Raw genomic sequence first — 22,621 nt, forward strand, 5'->3', positions numbered from 1 at the left:
GATGCCAGAGCAGTTAGCCTTATGCCCAAAGCCTGTCGCCAGATTGCTGTTATCTCATGGCGCCGGAGCGCCGGTGCAATCAGAGTTTTGTAAGCTTTTGGCAGAGCTACTGGCTAAGCAGAATATTGAAGTCTGGGGTTTTAACTTTGCTTATATGCAAAAGACCTTAGCGGGCAAAAGGCAGCTACCAGCTAAAATGCCGGTATTAATGGCTGAAGTGCTGGAGCAGGTAAGCCAAATGCCAACAGATTTACCTTTGGTTATTGCTGGTAAGTCGATGGGGGGCCGGGTTGCCACTATGCTTGCTGCATCACATCTGTTACCTGCGCAAGTGAAAGGGGTGATAGCTTTTGGTTATCCTTTTCATCCGCCGAAAAAAGATAACTGGCGTACCGAACATTTTGTCGATTTAAAAAGATCTGTTTTAGTGCTGCAAGGGGAAAGAGATCCTTTTGGTAGCACTGAAGAGCTGGCAGGAAAAAGCTGGCCGTCAATAGATCTAAAGTGGTTACAAAGTGGCGATCATGATTTTATGCCATTACAAAAATCAGGTTTGAGCCAACAGCAGCTTATTGAACAGGCTGCTTATCTGAGTCGGAGTTTTATTAATGAATTTATTCTGGAAAATTAACAGCAGCTTAGCGGCATTTTATGGCGCAGTGACTGTAGGTTCAGCCGCTGCTTTAATGCATTTATGGCGTGGCACTATAGCTACAGAACAACTGGCTGTGCTGTTAAGCGCAGGTTTTATTTTAGCTTTTCATACCGTGGCTTTATTGGCCTTATCAGCCTTTGACAAGCTGCAACAACAAAGCCCATGGTTAAGCCGCATTTGCGCTTGCGCCATGCAAATAGGGCTTTGGTTATTTGTTTATACTCTGGTAGCTGGTGTATTTATGCTGCCTTTACATTTTTCAGCTCTGGCGCCTTTAGGTGGTCAGTTGCTTATTTTAAGCTGGCTGGCTTTGGCCATCAGCCCTTGGATCAGGAAATAACGATGAAAAATTGGCAGGATAGACAATTTTCACAGCCGCAGGCTGCCCGTCAGGGTGCGGCACATGGAGGTGCCGTATGAAAAATTGGCAGGATAGACAATTTCCACAGCCGCAGGCTGCCCGTCAGGGTGCTGCACATGGAGGTGCAGCATGAAGCAACTTTTGCTGTACTGCCGTTCAGGTTTTGAGAAAGAATGTGCTGGCGAAATTCAGGATAAAGCGGGCCAGCAAGAGGTATTTGGTTTTTGCAAACTGACCAAAGACTCAGCTTTTGTCATTTTTGAAGCTTACGACAGCGACGCTTTAGCTACTTTTTACCGTGACTATGATTTCACGAATTTAATTTTCGCCCGCCAGTGGTTTTTGCTGGTGGACGATTTGTTGCAGTTGGACCCGGCTGACCGTATTACTACAGTTGTAGAATCGGCTTTAGCTGCTGAATTATCTGCTTTTGGCGAGATTAGGGTGGAATACCCTGAAACCAACGACGGCAAAACTTTATCTACTTTAGCCCGTAAACTGACAGTGCCGCTGCGCCAGTCATTACGTAAAGCTGGTGTATTGCTACAAAAAGAAAACTCCCGTGCTGCTGTGCTGCATTTGTTTATGCAAAGTGGCAGCAGTGCTTATTTAGGTATTTCTTACCCTGAAAATAACAGCCCGCTGGAAAACGGCATTATGCGGCTGAAGTTTCCATCAGAAGCACCAAGTCGCAGTACATTAAAGCTGGAAGAAGCTTTTATTCAGTTTATTCCGAAGGATGAATGGGAAACCCGTTTAACTTCAGGCATGAGAGCTGTTGACTTAGGCGCTTGTCCCGGCGGCTGGACTTATCAGCTGGTGAAACGCAGCATGATGGTCACCGCCATAGACAACGGCATGATGGCACAATCCTTAATGGATACAGGCCAGGTAAAACATTATCAGGTCGACGGTTTTAAATTCAGCCCTGATAAAAAGAATGTGTACTGGCTGGTCTGCGACATGATTGAAAAACCGCAACGTGTTGGCAAACTGGTGTGTGACTGGCTGATTAATGAGTGGTGTCAGGAAAGTATTTTTAACCTGAAGTTACCTATGAAAAAGCGCTACGAAACCGTGGTTGAAGTACTGGATATGATGCAGCATAACCTCAACGAAGCAGGACTGGACGTCGAAATTCAGGCCAAGCACTTGTACCACGACCGCGAGGAAGTAACGGTACATGTGCGTAAGGTTTAAAGCAGCTATTTGAAAGCCAAACAATGAGGGCAGGTACAAAGCCTGCCCTCAATCATTTCTGACAACCCATCAAACATAAGGCTTAACTAAGCCATCATAATCCATCACTTTTTGCACTGCAGGGCGGGCTAATACCTTTTGTACCCAGAGCGCTATAAAAGGGTAGTCGCGGGCTTTTTTATCGTCGAAGTGACGGGTCCAGCGGCATAACATCATGGCGTAAATATCTATCAGTGAAAACTCTTCACCTAAAAACCATGGGCTGCAGTGGCTGGCTAAATGTTTGTCCATCTGCTCCAGCAAGCCTTGGGCTTTTTGCTGAGCATGACGTTTTACATCTGCCTGATTTTGCTCACCACTTACCCAGCGATCCGGATAAAAATAGACGCTTAAAGTGCTTTGTAAGGTGGCGGATAACCAAATCAGCCATTTGTAAGCTTCTGCACGTTGAAGAGTGCCGTGGGCTGGGAATAAGTTTTTTTCTGGGTAGCTGTCGACCAGATGCAGGCAAATAGCAGCAGTTTCAAAAATGACCTGGCCTTGATCGACTAGGGTTGGAATAGTGCCATTAGGGTTGAGTGCCAAGTATTCAGCTTTTTTATGTGAGCCTGCAGCTGTATCTGTTAATACCAGCTCATAAGGGATGGCCAGTTCTTCCAACAGAATATGGGGTGCCATGCTGGCGGTGCTTGGTGAATAGTACAACTGATACATCGATATAACTCCCCGAAGTTAAAAATGTTTAATCACAAAGTTTAAGCTGATTAGTCTGCGCTGTTTTCTAAACTGAATCAGTCGCAGATATAAAAAAACCGCCCTGAGGCGGTTTTCAACGTGCTTACAGACGTTCCAGCATGGCAGCTGTAAAGTCTGTGGTGCCGTGGCTGCCACCTAAATCGCGGGTGGTGCGGTCACCTGATGCAATCACATCAGTTAAAGCAGCCAGAATTTTTTCTGCTTTATCTTTCATGCCCAAATATTCCAGCATCTGGATAGAAGCTAAAATTACAGAACTTGGGTTAGCCAGGTTTTTGCCGGCTATGTCCGGCGCGCTGCCGTGCACTGCTTCAAAAATAGCGCAATCAGTGCCGATATTCGCACCTGGTGCCATACCTAAACCACCCACTAAACCAGCACATAAGTCAGATAAAATATCGCCAAACAGGTTGGTGGTCACAATCACATCAAACTGTTGTGGGTTCATCACCAGCTGCATACAAGCGTTATCAACGATCATCTCGCTGGCCTGAATATCAGGGTAACGTAAAGCCACTTCGCGGGCAGTTTTTAAGAACAGGCCAGAAGTTGATTTCAGAATGTTAGCTTTGTGAACGATAGTCACTTTTTTGCGGTTTTCGCGACGTGCCAGCTCAAAGGCGAACTCAACAATACGTTCAGAACCTTCACGGGTCACTATGCTCATTGCTTCTGCCAGCTCGCCTTCGTTTTTCACGATTTGGCCAGCACCAGAGTACATACCTTCAGTGTTTTCACGTACTGTAATGATATCGATATTTTCGTAACGGGCTTTAGTGCCTTTAAACGAAATGACCGGACGTACGTTAGAGTACAGGTTGAATTTTTTACGTAAGGTCACGTTAATTGAAGTGAAACCTTCGCCTACAGGCGTAGTTAACGGGCCTTTTAAGGTGATTTTGTTACGGGCAATAGCGTCCAGCGTGGTCTGTGGCAGCAATTCACCAGTAGTTTCTAAAGCAGTTAAGCCAGCTTCAACATATTCATAGTTAAAGTTACAACCTACTTTATCCAGAACCTGGATAGCGGCTTCTACTATGCTTGGACCTATGCCATCACCTTTGATGACCGTAATAGTTTGTGAACTCATAACGTTCCTTAAATCTTGCATGGACTGATTGTAATAAACACAAAGCTGAATTTGATCTTCTTATAAAAGCTGTGGCAGCAGAGTGTGCTGAAAAACGGCGAAAATATACCAGTTTTGGTGTTTATTTTCCAGTTTATGCCGACATCTGCGACAAATCTGTGACTTCCTGCGGCATAACTTTAGAAAATGGAGAAATAAAACTACAACTGGCAATAAGTTGAGTGACAGGTTGGGTCTGTTCAACCAATAGATCCTGCCAATCAGACGCTGAACAAAGTTGTGCTGCAAGTTGAGGTTCTACAAATTTATAGCTGTGAGCCAGCCTGTCGTTATCGTTGCTATCTGAAAATACCGAAGCGGTCAGATCAAAAGCAAAAGCCAATACAAAAGCCATAGGGTGGGAATGGCTTGAGGTAGGTAAAGCTCTGTAATGCAGGCAGGCGTCCTGCCAACTTTGATTAAACTGCAGATGCTTCAGGGTTTTTAACGCCAGTTGTTGATAGTGCTCACTTTGCCATAACTGCTGTTTTAACCATTGACTGATAAGGCTGACGGCCTGAGTTGGATGAGACAAAGCCAAAAAGCGCAAATCGGTTTGTTGCCATAAAGGCCAACACAAACACCAGGCCAGCAGTTCTGCTTGTTGTGGAGTTAAGGCATAAAATTTTATCGGTTGTGTCAGCAAAAACAAAGCTTTGGCTAAAACCCGTCTGAATTCCAGCAACCAGTTATGCAGGGGCTGATGTTGTTGCTGGCAATGTTGCTCCAGCCAGGCTTGTTTTAATAAAGGCAGCAGCTGTTCCTGACCCAGCATGGCGATAGCATGCTGGGTAGACTGAATTTTTTGTTGTTGCCTGTTTTGTGCTGAAGCTTTTTCCTGTAGTTGCTGCATCAGCCATGGATGTTGTTCAATAAGCTCTGTTTGTTGACTTACTTTGGCAGCCAGACTCAGTTGTTGTAGCCAGCTTAATGCAGGTAAATCTGCAGGTTCAGGCCATTGAGGCAAAAGCTCTTTATCTTGCTGCCAGCCGCTAAGCCAATTGTCATGACTGTATTGTCTTGGGTTTAATAATTGCCAGTCTGCAGCAGGAGTTGTTAGTTCAGGCAGTAGCTGTTTTGTGCTTTTATCATAAGGCTGAACTAATAGCTGCATCTGCTCGGGGCTATTAACTTCACAGAGCAACAGCGCAAGGTTAGCATCAGGATCCCGCACAAAACGTCCCGTGCTGTAACTGCTGCTGTTTAAACAGGACAGGGCCAGCCAGAACTGCTGCTCCGTTATTGTGGCTTGCGGCAGCAACTGGGTTGATATTTTTTCCAGTGCTATCAATTTGCCTGCGCCAGGTAACATCTGTCGTGTCACTTGCCAGCAAAAACTGATCAACTGGCTGAAGTAGGGGCTTTGCCAGGTCGCTAAACCTCTGTTTTTGCCATAACACTGACGCAGCAAGTTTAGTGCTCCTGCTTTTTCCACCAGCTCTTTGTGTTGTTTTATGGTCACAACAGCAGGAAACTTCAGCTGTTGTTGTTCTGCTGCGCTGAGCTCTTCTGCTTTTGCTGATTTTTCCAATAAAACGCTGACAGCTAAAGGCTGTAACAAGCAACATTTTAGCAATTGAAACCGCAGCTCTTCAGGCCAACGGCCCGCCATAGCAATAGCTGTTACCAAGGCTGCTTGTTTGATAAAGAGCTTGCTTGAAACCAGACCAGTGGCAGGGGTAAGAGATAACTGGGATAGCAGCAGAAAAGGAGTTTTATAGGAGAGTTGCACCGTTTGCTGGCAGATCTTTTGCAGCAATTCCAGTTGCTGTGCTGCAGATAACTGGTGTTTCTCTGCATAAAAAACACCACAGTCCTGATAAAGCGCTGTCAAAGATCCCAAAGTTGCCATCTCAATCCAGTTGGTTGTATTGCTCTACTGCGGTTTCGCCTATAGCTATCAGTTGTTGGTTCTTAAATAAAATAGCTGTGCATTCGTCACGCGTGGTTATGCCGTCAGTTTTAGTTCTGTGAGTGCGGTAATACAGTACCTGATAAATCTGCTGCTGTTGGTTTTTCGCCTCAGTAATATCCGGCCCCCCCAGATAATCAATCACCTGATCTCTGTTGATGGCTTTGGTTAAATCCAATTTATAAATATATTTGGTGTTAAAAGCTTCTCTGTCCTGCCAGCTCATCTGATCAGGATCATCTTTATAAAACAGCAAAGTAATGCAGGTTAAGCCAACATACAGCATTAGTCCTGCAAGTAAGAAGGCTATGGTTTTTACTTTCATCATCTGCCTCAGCATGCTGTAAAACGCACTTGCTGTAAATTCAGCCCCAACTGTAAATCAGTTTTCAGACTTAAGATCTGCATAAATAATTGCAGTTCAGCACGAGACGCCATAATTTTATCTTTGAGTTTGGCCGGACAATCCGGATGTGCCAGAGCAGTTTTAATATCTGGCCCCAGTTTTAACAGTTCGCTGGCCGTTTTTGGCCCTATACCTGCCAGACCACTAATGTTATTCGTTTTATCACCGACCAGGCTCCAATATCGGACTAACTGCTCTGGTAATACGCCAAACTTCTGTAGCACTGTCTCATTGCTGTGTTGCTGACGGTTAAAATGGTCATAGACCACCACACCTTCAGCAAGTAAAGGTAAATAGCCTTTATCTGTCGACACTATAGTCACTTGTTGCTGATGTTTACGCATCGTCATGGCTAAAGTTGCAATTACATCATCTGCTTCCTGATCCTGCATTTGCCAGCTTTCGATGCCTATATCAGATAGTTTTTGCTTCAGTACAGGCAAAGCGATTTGCAGATGCTCTGGCATAGGCAGCCGATCTGCTTTGTAGGCCGGATACAGCTGGGTGCGCCAGTTCAGATGAGTGACCTCAAATACAGCCAATACATGGCTTGGCTTAAATTGCCGCGTAAGCTTGACTGCAATTTGCTGTAGCTGTTCTGCTGTATTGTGCAGCAGTTGCTGGCCTGTGGCTTCACTGTATGGGGCAGGGGAGTTATGAAAAGGTCTTTCCTGTGCTGCGTATAAACGACGGACTAAGTTTAGTCCGTCGAGTAATAACAAATGCGCCATATCAGTTCAGAATTTGATAACAAGGCTCATACTTCGAACCAGGTAATTTCATCCGGCCCTGAGCAACAAAGGCCTGCAGCAACTGATCCATCATGTTCATTAACGCAGGTTCGCCTGACAGCTTAAATGGACCATGTTGTTTGATAGCCCTAATACCTTCATCTTTCACATTACCAGCTACTATGCCGGAAAAAGCCCGGCGCAGGTGAGCGGCTAATTTGGCTTTATCCTGCTCTAAATGCAGATCCAAAGACGCCATATTCTGGTGAGTAGGTGCAAATGGATGCTGGAAGTCAGGCGCTATGTGTAAGGTCCAGTTAAAGTGATAAGCATCGCCTGAACTCTTACGGTATTGTCGCACTTCAGCGCAGCCTTGTTTCAGACGGCGGGCCACTTCAGCTGGGTTGTCTATGATAATCTCAATCAAATCCAGCGCTTCTTTACCCAAAGTTTGTTCAATAAAACTGGCTAATTCAGCAAAATAAGCTGCGCTTTGTTGTGGTCCTGTCAGGATCACCGGCAACTTCTGATCTTTGTTTTTTTCGTGCAGCATAATACCCAATAAATACAGCAACTCTTCCGCTGTGCCTGCACCACCAGGGAAAATAATAATGCCATGAGCCACACGGATAAAAGCTTCCAGCCGTTTTTCGATATCAGGCAAAATCACCAGTTCGTTGACGATAGGGTTTGGTGGCTCGGCGGCAATAATGCTTGGCTCAGTTAAACCTAAGTAACGACCTTTGGTATTACGTTGTTTAGCATGACCAATAGTTGCGCCCTTCATTGGGCCTTTCATCGCGCCAGGGCCGCAGCCAGTACAGATATCCAGGCCACGTAAACCTAACTGATAACCTACTTCTTTGGTGTATTTGTATTCAGCTTCGTTAATAGAGTGACCACCCCAGCAGACAATCATATTTGGCTCTACTGCTGAATCTATTACGCGGGCGTTACGCAAAATGTCGTACACCGTATGAGTAATATGATCGCTGTTTTGTAAATCTAATCTGTTAGCGTGTGTCAGCTGAGTATGGAAAAACAGAATGTCACGCAACACAGCGAATAAATGCTCATGAATGCCACGGATAATCTGACCGTCGACAAAAGCACTTTCCGGTGGATTAAACAGCTCAATTTTAATGCCGCGTTCACGGGCTAATAAATTCACATCAAAGTTTTTAAACTGATCATAAATTTCGCTGGAGCTGTCGGTATGACTGCCTACGTTCAGTACGGCAAGGCAACAATTACGGAATAAGGTAAAGGCGTCAGAGCTTGTGTTGTTTTTCAGGCGGTCAACTTCAAGTTGAGATAAAAGCGCCATAGCGCCCAACGGATTCAGTTGTACATGCATAGATTACTTCCTTATGACCCGGCTTGCGCCGCTGTTCAGCTTTTCAGTACGACTAAGTCTCGGCCTGCACGTTTTGCTTCGTATAAAGCTTCGTCTGCACGGTCAAAAGCTGCTCTGTTATTGTCAGAGGTTTTGAGTTCTGTCGCACCAAAAGAAATTGAAATGGGAACGTTTTGATCTTTGAATTTAAAAGGGATTTTCTTAATCCTCTCCCTCAGATTATTCAGAGGCTGTTTAAGTTCAGATAAATGTGTTTCCGGGAACAAAATAATAAACTCTTCACCACCATAACGGGCAATGAAGTCGGTTTCCCGTAAGCTTTGTTTTAACGCCTGAGCTATTACTTTTAAAGTTTTATCACCAGCGCTGTGGCCATAGTTGTCGTTAATCTGTTTAAAGTGATCCACATCAGCCAAAGCTATAGCCAGAGGTTTACCATAACGCTGAGCACGGCGTATTTCCAGCTCAAAACGCTCATCAAAAGCTGCTCTGTTTGGCAATTCTGTTAACGCGTCCTGCAAGCTTCTGAATTTCTGTTCGGCCAGACGTTTTTTAAATTGTGTCGCTTCCTGCTCCAACTCAGACAAGCGCGATTCCATATGGCGCAAGGTGGTGAGCATCAGCTCACGCTCGTCTTTTTCTAACTGCTCTTTTTCCCGCAGAGAGTTAGTGATAGCACCAAGTTTAGTGCTAACCAAAGACTGTAACTGTTCAAGTGAAGTGGCTGATTTAGTATCAGCTGTTAAATTGGTAATTTGCTGCTCTATTTGCTGGTTTAGCAGCAGCATTTTTTCTTTAATACTGTTCGAGGTATTCAGTGAGGAGACAACAGCCTGCTGCACCCCGGTCAGGGCTTCGTTTAATTTCAGCAGAAAATGTTGGGCTGACTGACGCTCGTCAGTCACTGAAGCGATGATAATTTCAATAGTACGTAAGCAAGATTCCAGCAAGGCTTCAATGCTGACGTTGGATAATAAAGTAGTGCGGATTTTTTCTATATCCTGGCCGTATTTACCTTCAAAGGCCAGTTCACTGAGCAGGTTGGTCAGTTCAATAGAAATTTGCCGGCAAATAGCCTGATACTTATTGTCATCAACCGCGTCGCCCTGCTCACTTTGCTGTTTGGTGGCTAAAGCTGACTGGTATAACTCTGTTAAATGAGTCAGATGGGGTAAAAATGCCTGAACTGTAGAGGAGGGTTCTTCTACTTTAGTCAGCAAATCGCGCAAATCGCGCCTTAATTGATCCGGTAAACCACGCTGCTTTTGCAGCAATTTTCCTGCATCTGTTAAGGTGTTTTGTGCTTTCTTCAGTTCAGATTGCTGGCGGGATTCCAGAGTTTTTAATGCTTCAACTGCGCTTTCTACTAAAGGCAATATCTTCTCCAGATCGGTGCCCTTAGCAAATTCCTGACGTAAACGAGCCAGCTTGTTGTCAAGCTCAATGTCTATACCCTTACAGGCCAGGGATAGCCTGGAGACAAATTGAGACAGGATTTTAAACTGACTTTCGTAGGTGTCTTCCAGCTGTTTGCGCGCTTTGACTGCATTTGCCAGCTGTTGTTTTACATCACTTTGCTGCTCGGCCACCAGAATCATTCCCCAGGTACAAAACCCGCTCGGTTTGAGCTAAGTATATCTGCAATAATGATAAAAGCGACAGCAGAATCTGGCAGGAAATGAAAAAAGCGGACTAAAAGTCCGCTTAAAATCAGCAATTATGTAGGGTATTTTTTTGTGGTTACTTTTTGGTTAAATAGTAAGGTAACCAGCTTTGTTCTTCAGCAGAGGTCAGATAGTTCATCTTGTTCACTTTTGGTCTGAAGTTAATAGGGTTGTCCCTGTCAGGACGCTTTGCATTAGAACAGAATTTGATCTGAAAGTAAAAGTTAAAATGTAATAGTACGAAGTGGGTTACATAAATCTGGTCGCTTTAATTTAGCTGTTGGTAGTGTTTTATTCGCTATTTATTTGAATTTATGGTTGTTTTTCATTTTTAGTTCTGGAGGTTACAGCGTGAGATTTCTGAAAGTTTTTTGTGCACTGATCATAATGAGCAGCTCTGCATACAGTTGGGCACAAGTGAACTACCAAATTAGTATCACTGAACCTGCGCATCATCTGGCACAAGTTCGTGTTGAACTGCAGGCGACAGAGGCAAAACCTTTGACCTTAATGCTGCCAGCCTGGCGCAGCGGTAAATACCAAATTCTGGATTTAGCCAAAGCTGTAACTGGTTTTAGTGCTGTGGATGCTCAGGGCAAAGCTATTCGCTGGCAAAAAACGGAGAAAAGCAGCTGGACTTTAGAACCAGCAACATCAGGCAAAGTAGTAGTGCAATATACTGTCTATGCCAACGAGCTGGGTGAGCGCACCCGCCATATTGATGAAACTCATGCCTATATCAACTCCAGCGCCTTTTTAATGTTTAGCAATGAGCAAAGATCTGAAGCTGTGTCTGTGCAGTTAAATGTACCGCAAGGTTGGCGTTCGTTCTCTGGTATGAACAAAGGGGATAACGAACATCAATTTGTCGCAGCTAATTATGATGTGTTGGCTGATTCTCCTATTGAAACCGGTATTAATCAGCATTTAAGTTTTGCGGCGGATGGTCGTGACTATGACCTGGTGATTTGGGGCGAAGGTAATTACAACGCCGCCCAAATGCAAAAAGACTTAGCAAAGCTGGTGCAGCAAACGGAAGCTATTTGGCAAGGTTACCCTTATCAACGTTATGTCTTTATTGTGCACGCTACTGACGGCGCGCGTGGTGCGACTGAGCATTTAAATTCAACAGTGATCCAAAGAGACAGATTTACCTTTGGCAAACGAGAAGATTATCTGGCGTTTTTAAGCACTGCTTCTCATGAGCTGGTGCATACCTGGAACGTAAAAGCTTACAGGCCAGCTGAATTAGTACCTTATGATTATCTGAACCCTAACTACAGTAAATTGTTATGGATTTCAGAAGGTTCCACCAGTTATTTCCAAAACCAACTGCTGTTGCGTGCAGGTTTAATGACCAAAGAAGAGTTTTATGCTGACCTTACAAAACGGCTGGATAAATTCGTTCATACGCCTGGCCGTTTGGTGCAATCGGTGTCAGAAAGTAGTTTTGACAGCTGGATAAGTTTAGGTGGCGATCATGGTACTAACTTTGGTGTAAATATTTACTCTGAAGGTTATATCGCCAGCTGGCTGATGGACGAACTGATTTTAAAGCAGTCAGGCCGCAAAGCCAGCTATAGAGAACTGCATAATCAGTTGTATCAACGTTTTGGTAAAACCACAGCTTTTACTGCAAAAGACGTTATTGATATTGCTTCTGAACTGACTGGCGAAGATCAAAACCCTTGGTGGCAACAGCAAGTAGAAAAACCGCTGAACTTTGAGATCGAACAGCTGTTGGCCAGTTTTGGTTTGCAGTGGCAACAGGATAAAAAACGTGAAATTTTCTCTGGTGTAACAGCCGAAAACAAAGAGGGTTTTGCGCTGGTGAAAAAGGTAGAACGTGATAGTCCGGCCTGGAAAGCGGGTTTTACCTCGGAAGATTTGATAGTGGCTGTCAGCGGCTTGCAACTAAAAGCCGATTTGGCTGAGCGCTTAAAAGATTTCAAAGCAGGCGACAAAGTACAAATAAGCTATTTCCGGCAGGGCCGTTTACAACATCAACCCTTAGTCTTGGCGGATCAAGCCAAAGGTGCAGGTAAAGTAGTGCCGGTGGCTAAACCAAGCCGTCAGCAAAAAGCTATGCATCAGGCATGGTTGGGTGTGGATCTTTAGAAACTGTTGGGGCGGGTCTTGTACCCGCCCGATTGGTATTCAAAGCAATAAAGTGCAGGAAGCATTTTCTAAAAGCCTAAGGCTGGACCAGCGGGGGCATGAAGTGAGTGCAAAGTCACTCTTAAATAGCCAGAGTCTAAAGTTGGTCAAAGGGTTTTCGGTCCAATAGACAGTCGATGAACGCACCGAGCAGAGCCGGTCTATGCTGTCGGCTCGGATAGTAGAGGAACAACCCAGGGCGGGAAATCGACCAGTCTGCGAGTACTTGTACTAACCGTCCCTGCGCCAAAAGCTCACCCACTCCGTCTCGCTCAAAGTGATAGGCGATGCCGAGCCCGTTTAGCGCAGCAGCAATCCCGATGTCTGCATGATTGGTCACGACTGAGCCTTCCACCGCAACTTCCAGTCGTTGTCCTTGCTTATTAAACTCCCAGCGGTAGTACCTACCGTCCATTTGTAGCCGCCAGTTTATGCATTTATGCTGATGTAATTCGTCAGGTGACTTCGGTGTTCCCCAACGCGCGAGGTAGTCTGGGGACGCTACAGCAACCATGTTCAGGTCTGGTGTGAGGCGGACGGCAACCATGTCTTTCTCCAGCTTTCCACCAACGCGAATGCCCGCATCAAAGCGACCAGCGACAATATCAGTCAGCGAGTCGTCGACAACTATGTCGAGAATCACGTCTGGGTGTACTTGATGGAAGCGTGCAAGCCTGGGCGCAATGATAGTTCTCGCTGCAATCCCCAGCGTGTTGATGCGCAGTGTGCCGCTCACCTGTCCCGTTGCCTCACTGACTTCAGCGACAGCATCTGTCATCTCCCGAAACAATGGAGCTATGCGCATATAGAGCAGTTCGCCACTTGCCGATGGCGCAACACTTCGGGTTGTGCGATTAAGAAGACGCGCGCCGATGCGGCCTTCCAGCTGTCGAATGGTCTGGCTGAGGGCGGAAGGCGATAGGCCCAGATGCTCCGCCGCCCGGGCAAAGCTCTGACGCTCTACGACCGCTACGAATGCCTTTAGCTCAGCAAAATCGGATCCACGCATTATATATTATTCCCTACATAACCCATCCTGATTGTGCTGTATTCACTAATGTAATGCAAGGGAGCATAGTGTGAACTTTCCCAACCAAGGAGTTCATCATGTCTGCTTTAACTTTACCCGAACCAATTGCCGCGTATTTCGCTGCCGAACATAACCCTGAGGCCTTGGCACGTTGCTTCACGGCGCAAGCCGTCATGAAGGATGTCGGTCACACCTACAGGGGGATCAACGCCATCAAGACCTTTATGGCCGAGGCATCGGCCAAGTACAGTGCGACGAGCGTGCCGTTCGCCATTGAGCGGGAGGACGGCTTCCAACTCGTCCGCGCCAACGTCACCGGCAACTTCCCTGGCAGCCCGATCGTTTTGTCCTACCGCTTTCGCCTTGAACGCGGCCTGATAGCATCACTGGAGATAACACTATGAGCTTCGACCTTCATCTGAATGGCCTGCGGGCAGTTGTAACCGGCGGCACGCTGGGCCTTGGCGCTGCAGTCGTGAAAACTCTTGTGGAGGCTGGAGCCCGGGTGGCGACATCCGCGCGCACTTTGCCAGCGCAGCAGGTAGAGGGGGTAACCTACGTAGCTGCCGATCTGTCGACGGCTGAAGGTGTGAGTCATCTTGCTCAGACCGTCCTGCAGGATTGGGGTGGTGTAGACATCTTGATCAATGTGCTTGGTGGCTCAAAGACTCCCGGTGGTGGTTTCGCTGCGATTAGTGATGAGCACTGGTTCGCCGAGTTGAATCTGAACCTGATGCCTGCCGTACGCTTGGATCGTGCACTTCTGCCAACAATGCTGGCTCAAGGCTCGGGTGTCATCATCCACGTTAGCTCCATCCAGCGCGTGTTGCCTCTGCCCGAGTCCACTACCGCGTACGCCGCGGCCAAAGGGGCGCTCACTACCTATAGCAAGTCACTGGCAAGAGAGGTGACGCCAAAGGGCGTTCGTGTGCTGAGCGTTGCTCCGGGGTGGATTGAGACCGAGGCTTCCGTAGTATTCGCAAAGCGGATGGCTGCCGAGGCCGGAACGGACTACGAGGGTGGCAAGAAACTCATTATGGACTGGCTGGGGGGGATCCCGGTAGGCCGACCAGCCAAGCCAAACGAGGTTGCCGATTTAATTGCCTTCCTGGCATCCCCACGATCCGCTTCTATCGCTGGGGCAGAGTATAGGATTGACGGCGGCACTGTTCCCACCTTGTAGCCAACAGCCACTTGCAGTTATTCGATGGCAAGCCCTGAGGCTTGCCACTCTCCGGGTTTGTAAGTAGTGCTTTTTCAGTCAGGCTTCACGAACCTGATACACAAATAGCTCAGGTACAAACTGTCATTGCGTCGGGCTTGAGACAGTAGAGAAACTCTGAGCGTCACTTTGTTTTACTTACAGCATTAGTCTGCTTTGGGGGGCAATAAAACTTACCCCCACTCATTACTGCCGCGTTAAGCGTAAGTTAGGTTGGTCACAAGGTTCGCTGCTGCGTAGTGGGTTGATATCCAGACCGCCTCTTCTGGTGTAGCGGGCGTAGACCATTAAAAACTCTGGTTCGCACAGCTTCCACAAATCCAGATAAATCCGCTCTACGCATTGCTCGTGAAATTCATTGTGGCTTCTGAAACTAATCAGGTATTTCAGCAAGGATGCATAATCAATAGCCTTACCTTTGTAATGAATATACACACTGGCCCAGTCTGGTTGGGACGTGATTAAGCAGTTGGATTTCAGCAAATGCGAATGCAGCTTTTCGTCTACCAAAGTGCCAGAAGGGTTTAATTGCAGCAGTTCTGGTTTGTAGTCGTAATGCTCAACTTCAATATCCAAATCGTCAATGCAACGACCAGGCAGCCAGGTTGGCTGGAAGGCGGTCAGCTCATTGACGTTATGCAAAGTCACTTGCACAGGCCCACCGGCACAGGCTGATAAATCGGTTTTCATAGTGCGGTAGAGCTGGCTGATATCAGCAAACTTAGTTTGATTTAAACTGTTTAAATAGAGTTTAAATGATTTGGACTCAATCAGATTAGGGGTATCAAAAGGCACCACAAAAGTAGCAAGCGCCACCATAGGTTTACCTTTAGGAGTCAGCCATGACAGCTCGTAGCCGTGCCAGGTGTCCTGACCAACAAAAGGCAATTCTACGCCTAAACCTATAGCCTGACGGCCTAAAGTACGTGGTACCGCCTGCAATAATTCAGGACTGTAGTGATCAATATAAGCAGTGGCCTGGCCAAGAGTTAAGCCAGCAAGCACCTCAGTTTGTATTTTTGTCATAACACCAACAACCAAGTTAGAATGGCGGCAATTTTAGCACAGAAGCGAATCACCATGCCGGGCCAATTCCATCAACAATTTGCACAATTTGTAGAGTCTTATCAAAAACAACATCCGAAACTTCTCAGTTGGCTTGACCCTGAGCAGGATTCTCCTTGTCAGTATGGTGATGTGGTGGACGGTGAAGTGCATTGGCGTCCGGTAAAAGCTGAACCCGCTTTGGATTTATCCAAAACCCAACAAGCGCTGGAACTGCGGTTCCCGGAGCAGTTGAGTGAGTTTTACACCAGCTATTTTGGTGGTGGTTTGAAGGTTTGTCATGACAGAGGTGAACTTGAGCTGTTGATGAGCTGGCATCAGGCTGATTTTGAACGGCTGCAGCAAAATATCATTGCGCATATTCTGATGAAAAGACGCTTAAAGCAGCGCGAAACCGTCTTTATTGCCGCCACTGATCACGACGATTATTTAGTCTCGGTATTAGTGGCGACAGGCGAAGTTTACTTAGAGAAAGTAGGGATGGAAGTCAAAGAGCTGCTGGCTGCTGATTTAGCTACTTTTTTACAGCAGTTGAGTTTCTGAGCTGATTCAGGGCTGACAGTCAAAAGCTATATTCGATACAAGCTGGCAAGGTTCACAGCAAAAATCAAAGAGCCCGTGCCAGCTCTGACCAAGTTTCCAGTCAGAGCCACAAGATGGGCATTTTTTCTCTGCATCCAAAGCGCAATCCATGCTGCTGCCACTGTACAGATAATAATAAACCGGCTTGTTCAGCTCTCTGCTAAGCGCTCTGGCCTGCTTATAACCTTGTTGGTTTAAACCACTGTAAAAGCCCTGTACACTTTGTTCGGCGCTTTTAAACAGCACTCTTGATTCCTGCATCTGAATTTCATCCAGTGCCTGGTACTGCAATTGCCAGCGCACTAAAGACTCAAAATCTTCACCACTTGTTTTGCCTATTTTATACAAAGGTACAGGGGCAAAATGTTCAGCGCAGTACAGCACCGAGTTGGTGGCAGAAAAACTACAGAATAAAATCAAAGCAGCATGACTGGGGCAGGGGTCGGTATGATTGGACATCAAATCATCACCCAGTATCGTTAGTTTTGGATAACTTAAACCTACTTGCTGCAGTTGTTCTAACGCATTCAGGCCCGCTTTGCTGTGTGATTTTTTGTCCAAAGCGTCAGATTGTGGCAATACCACACGGCTGAAAAAACTGTCCTGGGCCTGATAAGTCGGGAATTCACGGCCTAAGATCTGGCCCTGGAAAATCAGCTTTTCCAGATAATGGCGAATACCTTTTTCCGCTTCATCAAAGCTGGTATCGGCAATAATTTTAAATTCCAGCTCTGCAACTAACATCAGATCCCCAGCTTTTTGATGATCAGATCAAGTTTGGCTTCAATACGGGCCAGATCTGCTTTGATATCAGAGGACACCTGCGGTTCAGGCAGAGGTTGTGATTGTGGGACTGGATCTGACTGCAGGGTCACAGCACCATTACGCCATGCCTGATAAGCCTGCAACAAAGCCGGGCTCATAGTGGCCGTGCCTAAGCGGGCTTTCACCAGAGCCAGGCTGGGTTCTTTGCCTTCTTGTTGCAGCTGGGCTGCAATTTTTGCGACTTGTTGGCTGAGTTGTTCCATCATTTTCTTTAGTTTCACTAAAATTTAGTGAAATTTACCATCTAAGTTGTTCATGCCACTAGTGGGATTTTGTAAGTCATTGTTATTTAATGATTTTAAAAGTTGGCCCCAGTTTTGCTTTTGGCTATCAACAAGTTAAAACCAACAAGTTAAAACTCTAAGGGAAAAGCAATGAATTATTTAAAGGTATTAACAGTAGCAACAGCCATGATGGCTTTATCTGGTTGTGTTGTGGCTATAGGTGACAAAGGCGAAAATGACAGCAGCAATAACTCGTCATGGAAAAAAGCGCAAAAATTAAATAATCAGGTGATCAGTCAGTTAAATCTGGGCGCAGAGTTAGCTTCAGTGCGTGGCCAGTTAGGTACACCAGATTTTAGTGAATCATTCCGTGACGCCGGCAACGAAACTGTAGTGCTGTTTTACCGCACTCATCATGAGCATAGTGACGGCGAAACCAGCAAAAACGAATGCACTCCGTTGGTATTTAAAAATGGTGTGTTAACGGGGTGGGGCGACAAAGCCTACCGTCAGTTGTAACTTTCCCTGGACCAGGGAAGTACTGCCTCTGGTGGTGCTTCCCTTTATCTCATAACATTATCTAAGCATGACATTAAGCTGGTCAATTACGTCACTCCAGTCCGCATCCTGTTTTAAGTTCTCTGTTAAAAAACTGGCCTGAGCATTAGTCCAAAATGACGCCTGCGCCAGGGACATATTCGCCGGAATTTTATGACTGGCGACAAAAGCTTTAATGGCGGACGGGCTATTATCCAAACCCAGCTGAGCAAATAAAGTGGCCATATCGTGTGTTGTCATATCCATTTTAAGATCCCTTTGTGAATGTTTGTTCTGTTAAGTGTAGTTGCTGGAAGGGGCTGATGCATTGGCAATCCTTAGCCTGACTGCTATGTTGATACTCAAACTAAAATAAAATAACAGAGAAACATCATGCCAAATCAACCCGCTCTTGATCTAAACCAGCTTAAAGCACAGTTGTTAACCCCTGATGAATTGAAGTTGGCTGCCTCCCTGTTGTACCAGTCTTATCACGACGATCCTGTGTTTATGGATATCTTTCAGGCTGATAAAAGTGATTATGAGCAACGTTTAAGAGCTGCTATTCGTGAAGAGCTGAACGTATTTTGGCAGGAAGAACAGCCTGTAATTGGCATTTTTATTGAGCAGCAATTGTTAGGAGTGGCTTGTGTCACAGAGCCGGGTTCTAAATTGAGTGGCGACAGATTCTGGCATTGGCGGCTTAAAATGTTATTAACAGCAGGTTATGTCTCAACCAAACAATTATTGGAAAAAGAGCAACGTATTCATGCGGCTATGCCAGTACAGCATTACCATATGCTGGCTTTTATCGCTATATCACCTCAATATCAGCATTTGGGCTTAGGGCACTATTTGATGCATGCGGTGGATTCGATCGTAGAGCAAAATCCGGCCTCTTTGGGCATAGGTGTTTTCGTCACGCTGGAGAAAAACAAAGCCTTTTTTAGTGCGGATCATTATCAGCAAGTCACAGAGTTGAATTTCAGCAAGGTCAAAGGTAGTTTAATGTTCAGACCAAGACAAAGTAGTCCTTTAACGCTAGTGGAGTAAGCACCAGATGTCCGGCTTTCGTAGTTTTTCCGAGTTTTATCCTTATTATTTATCTGAACATAAAGACCCGGTTTGCCGCCGATTGCATTACATAGGATCGACTTTAGTGCTGGCAATATTGGCCACTTTGGTTGTAACAGGTTTATGGGGTTATTGGTGGTTGATGCTGCTTGCTGGTTATGGTTTTGCCTGGGTTGGTCACTTTAAATTTGAACATAACAAACCCGCCACCTTTAAATATCCATTTTACAGTCTGGCGGCGGATTGGGTGATGTATAAAGATTTTCTGACCGGGCAGTTGGAGCAAAAACTGCAGAAACTGCCTTAAATGCGGTAAGGCGGTAACTGAAAACTTAAGTAACGCAGGCCGGATAAACGCAGTTCGGCCTGATAACGACTTTCACCATCGCTGCTAAAATCGACTTGATAGCTGGTAAACCAGCGCCATCTGTTGTCCAGTTTAGAAAACTGGTGTGTGCCTCTGGCACATTCCAGAAACTGCAATTCCTGCTGTTTACACAGATGTTTGGCCAGCTTGATTGCTGTTTCATCCTGCTTACGTTGCAATAAGAACGCATAGACAAAAGCCATACCTAACAATAATAACCAGACAAAATCCATCATGACTCCTTTATTATGAATAAGCATAATGGCGACGCCCTGGTGTTTTTGCAAGGCAGCTTAGGTTCGCTCTGTGATAAAATCTGCGCCCGTTAAATCCGATCAATAGGTAAATCGGATCACCAGTTAAATCGGATCAGCAGAAGCATGTACTTACAGGTCACAGATTTATTAAATCAGATTGAAAGCGAATTAAAAGCTGCAGAGCTTTGGGCTTTTGTTGCCCCTGATGCACAAGCGATGCAAAGTACTGCGCCATTTTTTTGCGACACTATGCCACTGGAAAACTGGCTACAATTTGTATTTTTACCTCGTATGCGTGCATTAGTGGAAGGGCGTTTGCCCTTACCGCAACAAATTGCGGTCTGCCCTATGGCCGAAGAGGCGTTTAAACACTTAGATAATCGCACTTTGCTGCTGATTAATCGTATTGCGGATTTGGATGAATTATTAAGTGGTAAACGTGAGCAAAGTAGTGCCAGAGCCTGAGTTAATAGCAGTTCCTGTACTGACGATTTTGTATCAGGACGAGTTTCTGGTAGCGATAGATAAACCTGCAGGCATGCTGGTGCATCGCTCTTTTTTAGACAGACATGAAACTGTATTTGTGATGCAAACTTTGCGTAATCAGCTAGGGCAGCATGTGTTTCCGGTGCACCGGCTCGACAGGCCCACCTCTGGTGTGTTGTTATTTGCGTTATCTGCCGATGTTGCCCGTTTGCTGACAGAACAGCTAACCGAACAGCATTGGCGCAAGTTTTATCTGGCGGTTTGCCGTGGTTTTGTCAAACAAGCTGGTCTTTTAGATTATCCGCTGAAAGAGCAACTGGATAAAATTGCCGACAAACTAGCCAGTCAGGACAAAGACAAGCAGGAAGCGATAACGGCGTTATGGCCTTTGGCCCAGGTTGAATTACCTATAGCTATAGGTAAATATCCGGTGGCACGTTACTCCCTGGTAGCTTTGCAACCTTTAACGGGTCGTAAGCATCAGTTGCGCCGGCATTTATCGCATTTACGCCATCCTATAGTGGGTGATACGACGCATGGTGAAGGCAAACATAACCGCTTGTTTGCAGAGCATTTGAATAGCCACAGATTGTTATTAATTGCCAAAAGACTGGAATTAAAACATCCGGTGAGCGGTGTCGATTTAGTGATCGAAGCACCACTTTGTGAAGTAGAAAAGTTATTTAAAGCATTCAGTTGGCCCATCGAAGATAGCTGGTACAGCAATTTTTTTGAGCGGGCAGAATTAACAGGCTTAACGCAGTTATAAAGCAGGGGATTTATGAAAAAAGTAGCTATTGTGGTAGGCACAGTGTACGGCGGCGCTCAGTTTGTTGCTGAAGAAGCAGATAAAATTTTGCAGGCCAAAGGGTACAGCACTCAGTTAAATCTGGAACCAAAACTGAACGACGTATTAGCTTTTGCACCTGATATTTGGCTGGTGATTACCTCTACTACAGGTCAGGGCGATATTCCGGATAACTTGTTGCCATTTTTTATTGATGTAAAAGACAGATTCCCGCTGTTAACAGGCAAACAGTACGCTGTGATTTGTTTGGGTGACAGTGGCTATGGCGATACCTTTTGTGGTGCTGGTAAACAGTTTTCCGAGTTACTGGCTGAATTACAGGGCACAGCTTTGGCTCCGGCCTTAGAGATTGATGCAGGTGAAACCTTGCAGGCTGAAGATCTGGCTTTACCCTGGATAGAACAGCAGTTTTAGTTTTACCCTAATTAAACAATGCCATAGTGTCTTTGTAAGCAAGGCTTAACGCCGCTATGGCTTCCTGTTCTGACTTGATATTGGTGTAGCCTATCACCAGGCCATACCTCTTATTTTTTTGTGAATACCAGCCTGATAGCGGAAACACCTGCAGGTTGAAGGAGTTCCATAGTTCAGCGAGCTGCACATCCTGAACCCCCTGTTTTAAAAACACCACTATATGCATGCCACCGTCGGTATGTTCATACGCAAACAAGCCCGGATAAACAGTTTCCAAAGCGCTGTACACCATCATTCGCCGTTGCTGATACAAAGCGCGCATTTTTTTCAGATGCTTAAAAAAGTGGCCTTCGCTTAAAAACAAGGTGAGGATTTTCTGCGGCAACAAAGGCTGGCTGGTTTCGATAATTTCGCCGGTTTCTTTAAACTTTCCGATAAGCTCTGTTGGCATCACTATGTAGCTGACCCGCATCGACGGCATAATGGTTTTACTAAAAGTGCCAACATAAATCACTCTGTCGTCAGTGTCCTGACTTTTCAGGGCTGGTATCACTTTTTTGGTGTAGTGAAACTCGCCATCGTAGTCATCTTCAATCACCCAGGCTTTGGTCTGCATAGCCCACTGCAGCAGTTGCTGGCGCCTCGGTAAAGATAAAGTGACCGCCAAAGGGCTGTGGTGAGCAGGGCTTGTGATCACAAACTTAGCGTCATGATGATGCTGTAATAAATACTCGACATTTAAACCCTGAGCATCGACAGAAGCGTAATGCAGGTTGTGAACTATACGTTTCAGCAGCTTTTGGCCAAAAAAGTAGCCTGGGTCTTCGAATATACATTTGTCATTTTGCACACTCAGCGTCTGCAGAATTAACGCAATACTGCTTTTATAGCCGCTGGTGATAAAAATTTGCTCCGGCTTGCAATTTAAACCCCGTGAGATATTCAGATAATTAGCAATAGCCTGGCGCAAAGGCGGATAGCCCATAATAGGAAGGTTCAGCATTTCCTCTGGTCGCATAGCGCGAACGGCTTTACCGGATAACAACAGCCATTTTTTATAGGGAAATTCATCTAAAGACGGAATACCGAGACGGAAATAGCCTTTGTTATCCCGCAGGTCGATAATTTGTTTTAAGCTTTTGTCTTCTAGCACTAATTGCGACGTTTCAGCGGGCTGCTTTTTTATAAAAAGCTCCGGGTTGACTATAGTGCCACGTGCGCCACGACTGACCAGATAACCCTCACCAATTAAGATATCGTACGCCGCTTCGACTGTCTTTTTCGCAACGCCCAAATCTTCTGCCAATACCCGGATTGAAGGGACTTTTTCGCCGGGTTTTAAAGTGCCTGCCAGAATGCTCTGAGTATAACGCTGATAAATTTCTTTATAGCCCATTAAGTG

General features: G+C 45.7%; 27 protein-coding genes. 13 read left to right on the forward strand and 14 right to left on the reverse strand.

Annotation, left to right across the window (positions count from 1 at the left end):
- Position 1 precedes the first annotated feature (1 nt).
- The 3 genes from OM978_RS05760 (at position 2) to rlmM (ending at position 2,216) form a co-directional block, all read left to right on the forward strand.
- Complete coding sequence (locus tag OM978_RS05760) at positions 2 to 631, forward strand: alpha/beta fold hydrolase (RefSeq protein ID WP_264345935.1); 630 nt, start codon at positions 2 to 4, stop codon at positions 629 to 631.
- Positions 609 to 995 (forward strand): DUF423 domain-containing protein, encoded by a 387-nt coding sequence (locus OM978_RS05765; RefSeq protein ID WP_264345936.1) that lies wholly within the window; start codon positions 609 to 611, stop codon positions 993 to 995. Before OM978_RS05760 ends, OM978_RS05765 begins: the two co-directional genes overlap by 23 nt.
- A gap of 150 nt (positions 996 to 1,145) precedes the next feature.
- A complete protein-coding gene (gene rlmM / locus OM978_RS05770) occupies positions 1,146 to 2,216 on the forward strand; it encodes a 23S rRNA (cytidine(2498)-2'-O)-methyltransferase RlmM (protein WP_264345937.1) in 1,071 nt (356 codons plus the stop codon).
- Between the two features lie 69 nt (positions 2,217 to 2,285).
- Here the strand turns inward: rlmM and OM978_RS05775 are convergent, their stop codons facing one another.
- The 7 genes from OM978_RS05775 to OM978_RS05805 form a co-directional block, all read right to left on the reverse strand.
- Positions 2,286 to 2,930 (reverse strand): glutathione S-transferase family protein, encoded by a 645-nt coding sequence (locus OM978_RS05775; protein WP_264345938.1) that lies wholly within the window; start codon positions 2,928 to 2,930, stop codon positions 2,286 to 2,288.
- A 124-nt stretch (positions 2,931 to 3,054) separates the two neighbouring features.
- Positions 3,055 to 4,062: an isocitrate dehydrogenase gene (locus OM978_RS05780; protein WP_233009598.1), complete on the reverse strand. Its 1,008-nt coding sequence runs from the start codon at positions 4,060 to 4,062 to the stop codon at positions 3,055 to 3,057.
- A 133-nt stretch (positions 4,063 to 4,195) separates the two neighbouring features.
- Positions 4,196 to 5,953: a hypothetical protein gene (locus OM978_RS05785; protein ID WP_264345939.1), complete on the reverse strand. Its 1,758-nt coding sequence runs from the start codon at positions 5,951 to 5,953 to the stop codon at positions 4,196 to 4,198.
- A gap of 1 nt (position 5,954) precedes the next feature.
- Complete coding sequence (locus OM978_RS05790; RefSeq protein WP_264345940.1) at positions 5,955 to 6,341, reverse strand: DUF3192 domain-containing protein; 387 nt, start codon at positions 6,339 to 6,341, stop codon at positions 5,955 to 5,957.
- Positions 6,342 to 6,346: 5 nt separating this feature from the next.
- Positions 6,347 to 7,150, reverse strand: coding sequence for a flap endonuclease Xni (gene xni, locus OM978_RS05795; protein WP_264345941.1), 804 nt, complete (start codon positions 7,148 to 7,150; stop codon positions 6,347 to 6,349).
- A 1-nt stretch (position 7,151) separates the two neighbouring features.
- On the reverse strand, positions 7,152 to 8,507 hold the full coding sequence (gene ppnN / locus OM978_RS05800) for a nucleotide 5'-monophosphate nucleosidase PpnN (protein ID WP_264345942.1): 1,356 nt from the start codon (positions 8,505 to 8,507) through the stop codon (positions 7,152 to 7,154).
- 35 nt (positions 8,508 to 8,542) lie between these two features.
- Positions 8,543 to 10,105, reverse strand: coding sequence for a diguanylate cyclase (locus tag OM978_RS05805; protein ID WP_413690964.1), 1,563 nt, complete (start codon positions 10,103 to 10,105; stop codon positions 8,543 to 8,545).
- 453 nt (positions 10,106 to 10,558) lie between these two features.
- On the opposite strand from OM978_RS05805, the gene OM978_RS05810 reads away from it, so the two are divergent.
- The gene (locus OM978_RS05810) at positions 10,559 to 12,289 is read left to right on the forward strand and encodes a M61 family metallopeptidase (protein ID WP_264345944.1); all 1,731 of its coding nucleotides are present in this window, start codon (positions 10,559 to 10,561) and stop codon (positions 12,287 to 12,289) included.
- A 136-nt stretch (positions 12,290 to 12,425) separates the two neighbouring features.
- Here OM978_RS05810 and OM978_RS05815 read toward each other — a convergent pair whose 3' ends face one another.
- Positions 12,426 to 13,337, reverse strand: a complete 912-nt coding sequence (locus OM978_RS05815) for a LysR family transcriptional regulator (protein ID WP_264345945.1) — start codon at positions 13,335 to 13,337, stop codon at positions 12,426 to 12,428.
- A gap of 98 nt (positions 13,338 to 13,435) precedes the next feature.
- On the opposite strand from OM978_RS05815, the gene OM978_RS05820 reads away from it, so the two are divergent.
- Both OM978_RS05820 and OM978_RS05825 read left to right on the forward strand, forming a co-directional pair.
- Positions 13,436 to 13,762: a nuclear transport factor 2 family protein gene (locus tag OM978_RS05820; RefSeq protein ID WP_264345946.1), complete on the forward strand. Its 327-nt coding sequence runs from the start codon at positions 13,436 to 13,438 to the stop codon at positions 13,760 to 13,762.
- Positions 13,759 to 14,541, forward strand: coding sequence for an SDR family oxidoreductase (locus OM978_RS05825; protein WP_264345947.1), 783 nt, complete (start codon positions 13,759 to 13,761; stop codon positions 14,539 to 14,541). The genes OM978_RS05820 and OM978_RS05825 overlap by 4 nt, the downstream gene beginning before the upstream one ends.
- 225 nt (positions 14,542 to 14,766) lie before the next feature.
- Here OM978_RS05825 and queF read toward each other — a convergent pair whose 3' ends face one another.
- Positions 14,767 to 15,606, reverse strand: a complete 840-nt coding sequence (queF, locus tag OM978_RS05830; RefSeq protein ID WP_264345948.1) for an NADPH-dependent 7-cyano-7-deazaguanine reductase QueF — start codon at positions 15,604 to 15,606, stop codon at positions 14,767 to 14,769.
- A gap of 54 nt (positions 15,607 to 15,660) precedes the next feature.
- Between queF and syd the strand changes: the two genes are divergently transcribed.
- Complete coding sequence (gene syd, locus OM978_RS05835) at positions 15,661 to 16,188, forward strand: SecY-interacting protein (RefSeq protein ID WP_264345949.1); 528 nt, start codon at positions 15,661 to 15,663, stop codon at positions 16,186 to 16,188.
- Between the two features lie 6 nt (positions 16,189 to 16,194).
- Here syd and OM978_RS05840 read toward each other — a convergent pair whose 3' ends face one another.
- Together OM978_RS05840 and OM978_RS05845 are read right to left on the reverse strand one after the other, a co-directional pair.
- A complete protein-coding gene (locus OM978_RS05840) occupies positions 16,195 to 16,971 on the reverse strand; it encodes a Zn-ribbon-containing protein (protein WP_264345950.1) in 777 nt (258 codons plus the stop codon).
- Entirely contained in the window at positions 16,971 to 17,258 is a 288-nt protein-coding gene (locus OM978_RS05845) for a hypothetical protein (protein WP_264345951.1), read from the reverse strand. The genes OM978_RS05840 and OM978_RS05845 overlap by 1 nt, the downstream gene beginning before the upstream one ends.
- 168 nt (positions 17,259 to 17,426) lie before the next feature.
- Between OM978_RS05845 and OM978_RS05850 the strand changes: the two genes are divergently transcribed.
- On the forward strand, positions 17,427 to 17,795 hold the full coding sequence (locus tag OM978_RS05850) for a DUF3192 domain-containing protein (protein ID WP_264345952.1): 369 nt from the start codon (positions 17,427 to 17,429) through the stop codon (positions 17,793 to 17,795).
- A 57-nt stretch (positions 17,796 to 17,852) separates the two neighbouring features.
- Here OM978_RS05850 and OM978_RS05855 read toward each other — a convergent pair whose 3' ends face one another.
- A complete protein-coding gene (locus tag OM978_RS05855) occupies positions 17,853 to 18,080 on the reverse strand; it encodes a DUF2789 domain-containing protein (protein WP_264345953.1) in 228 nt (75 codons plus the stop codon).
- Positions 18,081 to 18,206: 126 nt separating this feature from the next.
- Between OM978_RS05855 and OM978_RS05860 the strand changes: the two genes are divergently transcribed.
- A complete protein-coding gene (locus OM978_RS05860; protein WP_264345954.1) occupies positions 18,207 to 18,866 on the forward strand; it encodes a GNAT family N-acetyltransferase in 660 nt (219 codons plus the stop codon).
- 7 nt (positions 18,867 to 18,873) lie between these two features.
- On the forward strand, positions 18,874 to 19,194 hold the full coding sequence (locus OM978_RS05865; RefSeq protein ID WP_264345955.1) for a DUF962 domain-containing protein: 321 nt from the start codon (positions 18,874 to 18,876) through the stop codon (positions 19,192 to 19,194).
- Here OM978_RS05865 and OM978_RS05870 read toward each other — a convergent pair.
- Complete coding sequence (locus OM978_RS05870) at positions 19,191 to 19,514, reverse strand: DUF3301 domain-containing protein (RefSeq protein ID WP_264345956.1); 324 nt, start codon at positions 19,512 to 19,514, stop codon at positions 19,191 to 19,193. The two genes, OM978_RS05865 and OM978_RS05870, sit on opposite strands and share 4 nt — an antisense overlap.
- A 120-nt stretch (positions 19,515 to 19,634) precedes the next feature.
- Here OM978_RS05870 and OM978_RS05875 point away from each other — a divergent pair, with 120 nt between their 5' ends.
- From OM978_RS05875 to OM978_RS05885, 3 genes are read left to right on the forward strand one after another with little or no spacing between them, the layout of a single operon-like run.
- Positions 19,635 to 19,976 (forward strand): YqcC family protein, encoded by a 342-nt coding sequence (locus tag OM978_RS05875; RefSeq protein WP_264345957.1) that lies wholly within the window; start codon positions 19,635 to 19,637, stop codon positions 19,974 to 19,976.
- Positions 19,951 to 20,766, forward strand: a complete 816-nt coding sequence (gene truC, locus OM978_RS05880; protein WP_319633896.1) for a tRNA pseudouridine(65) synthase TruC — start codon at positions 19,951 to 19,953, stop codon at positions 20,764 to 20,766. The genes OM978_RS05875 and truC overlap by 26 nt, the downstream gene beginning before the upstream one ends.
- Positions 20,767 to 20,778: 12 nt before the next feature.
- Entirely contained in the window at positions 20,779 to 21,219 is a 441-nt protein-coding gene (locus tag OM978_RS05885; RefSeq protein ID WP_264345959.1) for a flavodoxin, read from the forward strand.
- A gap of 7 nt (positions 21,220 to 21,226) precedes the next feature.
- Here the strand turns inward: OM978_RS05885 and OM978_RS05890 are convergent, their stop codons facing one another.
- Positions 21,227 to 22,615, reverse strand: coding sequence for a PLP-dependent aminotransferase family protein (locus OM978_RS05890; RefSeq protein ID WP_264345960.1), 1,389 nt, complete (start codon positions 22,613 to 22,615; stop codon positions 21,227 to 21,229).
- Positions 22,616 to 22,621: the final 6 nt, after the last annotated feature.

The organism is Rheinheimera sp. MM224 (genome assembly GCF_947090785.1).
Taxonomy (GTDB): Bacteria; Pseudomonadota; Gammaproteobacteria; order Enterobacterales; family Alteromonadaceae; genus Pararheinheimera.

Coding starts and splice junctions, on each gene's coding strand:
- OM978_RS05760 (WP_264345935.1), top strand. CDS start 2: ATGCCAGAGCAGTTAGCCTTATGCCCAAAGCCTGTCGCCAGATTGCTG.
- OM978_RS05765 (WP_264345936.1), top strand. CDS start 609: ATGAATTTATTCTGGAAAATTAACAGCAGCTTAGCGGCATTTTATGGC.
- rlmM (WP_264345937.1), top strand. CDS start 1,146: ATGAAGCAACTTTTGCTGTACTGCCGTTCAGGTTTTGAGAAAGAATGT.
- OM978_RS05775 (WP_264345938.1), bottom strand. CDS start 2,930: ATGTATCAGTTGTACTATTCACCAAGCACCGCCAGCATGGCACCCCAT.
- OM978_RS05780 (WP_233009598.1), bottom strand. CDS start 4,062: ATGAGTTCACAAACTATTACGGTCATCAAAGGTGATGGCATAGGTCCA.
- OM978_RS05785 (WP_264345939.1), bottom strand. CDS start 5,953: ATGGCAACTTTGGGATCTTTGACAGCGCTTTATCAGGACTGTGGTGTT.
- OM978_RS05790 (WP_264345940.1), bottom strand. CDS start 6,341: ATGATGAAAGTAAAAACCATAGCCTTCTTACTTGCAGGACTAATGCTG.
- xni (WP_264345941.1), bottom strand. CDS start 7,150: ATGGCGCATTTGTTATTACTCGACGGACTAAACTTAGTCCGTCGTTTA.
- ppnN (WP_264345942.1), bottom strand. CDS start 8,507: ATGCATGTACAACTGAATCCGTTGGGCGCTATGGCGCTTTTATCTCAA.
- OM978_RS05805 (WP_413690964.1), bottom strand. CDS start 10,105: ATGATTCTGGTGGCCGAGCAGCAAAGTGATGTAAAACAACAGCTGGCA.
- OM978_RS05810 (WP_264345944.1), top strand. CDS start 10,559: ATGAGCAGCTCTGCATACAGTTGGGCACAAGTGAACTACCAAATTAGT.
- OM978_RS05815 (WP_264345945.1), bottom strand. CDS start 13,337: ATGCGTGGATCCGATTTTGCTGAGCTAAAGGCATTCGTAGCGGTCGTA.
- OM978_RS05820 (WP_264345946.1), top strand. CDS start 13,436: ATGTCTGCTTTAACTTTACCCGAACCAATTGCCGCGTATTTCGCTGCC.
- OM978_RS05825 (WP_264345947.1), top strand. CDS start 13,759: ATGAGCTTCGACCTTCATCTGAATGGCCTGCGGGCAGTTGTAACCGGC.
- queF (WP_264345948.1), bottom strand. CDS start 15,606: ATGACAAAAATACAAACTGAGGTGCTTGCTGGCTTAACTCTTGGCCAG.
- syd (WP_264345949.1), top strand. CDS start 15,661: ATGCCGGGCCAATTCCATCAACAATTTGCACAATTTGTAGAGTCTTAT.
- OM978_RS05840 (WP_264345950.1), bottom strand. CDS start 16,971: ATGTTAGTTGCAGAGCTGGAATTTAAAATTATTGCCGATACCAGCTTT.
- OM978_RS05845 (WP_264345951.1), bottom strand. CDS start 17,258: ATGATGGAACAACTCAGCCAACAAGTCGCAAAAATTGCAGCCCAGCTG.
- OM978_RS05850 (WP_264345952.1), top strand. CDS start 17,427: ATGAATTATTTAAAGGTATTAACAGTAGCAACAGCCATGATGGCTTTA.
- OM978_RS05855 (WP_264345953.1), bottom strand. CDS start 18,080: ATGGATATGACAACACACGATATGGCCACTTTATTTGCTCAGCTGGGT.
- OM978_RS05860 (WP_264345954.1), top strand. CDS start 18,207: ATGCCAAATCAACCCGCTCTTGATCTAAACCAGCTTAAAGCACAGTTG.
- OM978_RS05865 (WP_264345955.1), top strand. CDS start 18,874: ATGTCCGGCTTTCGTAGTTTTTCCGAGTTTTATCCTTATTATTTATCT.
- OM978_RS05870 (WP_264345956.1), bottom strand. CDS start 19,514: ATGCTTATTCATAATAAAGGAGTCATGATGGATTTTGTCTGGTTATTA.
- OM978_RS05875 (WP_264345957.1), top strand. CDS start 19,635: ATGTACTTACAGGTCACAGATTTATTAAATCAGATTGAAAGCGAATTA.
- OM978_RS05885 (WP_264345959.1), top strand. CDS start 20,779: ATGAAAAAAGTAGCTATTGTGGTAGGCACAGTGTACGGCGGCGCTCAG.
- OM978_RS05890 (WP_264345960.1), bottom strand. CDS start 22,615: ATGGGCTATAAAGAAATTTATCAGCGTTATACTCAGAGCATTCTGGCA.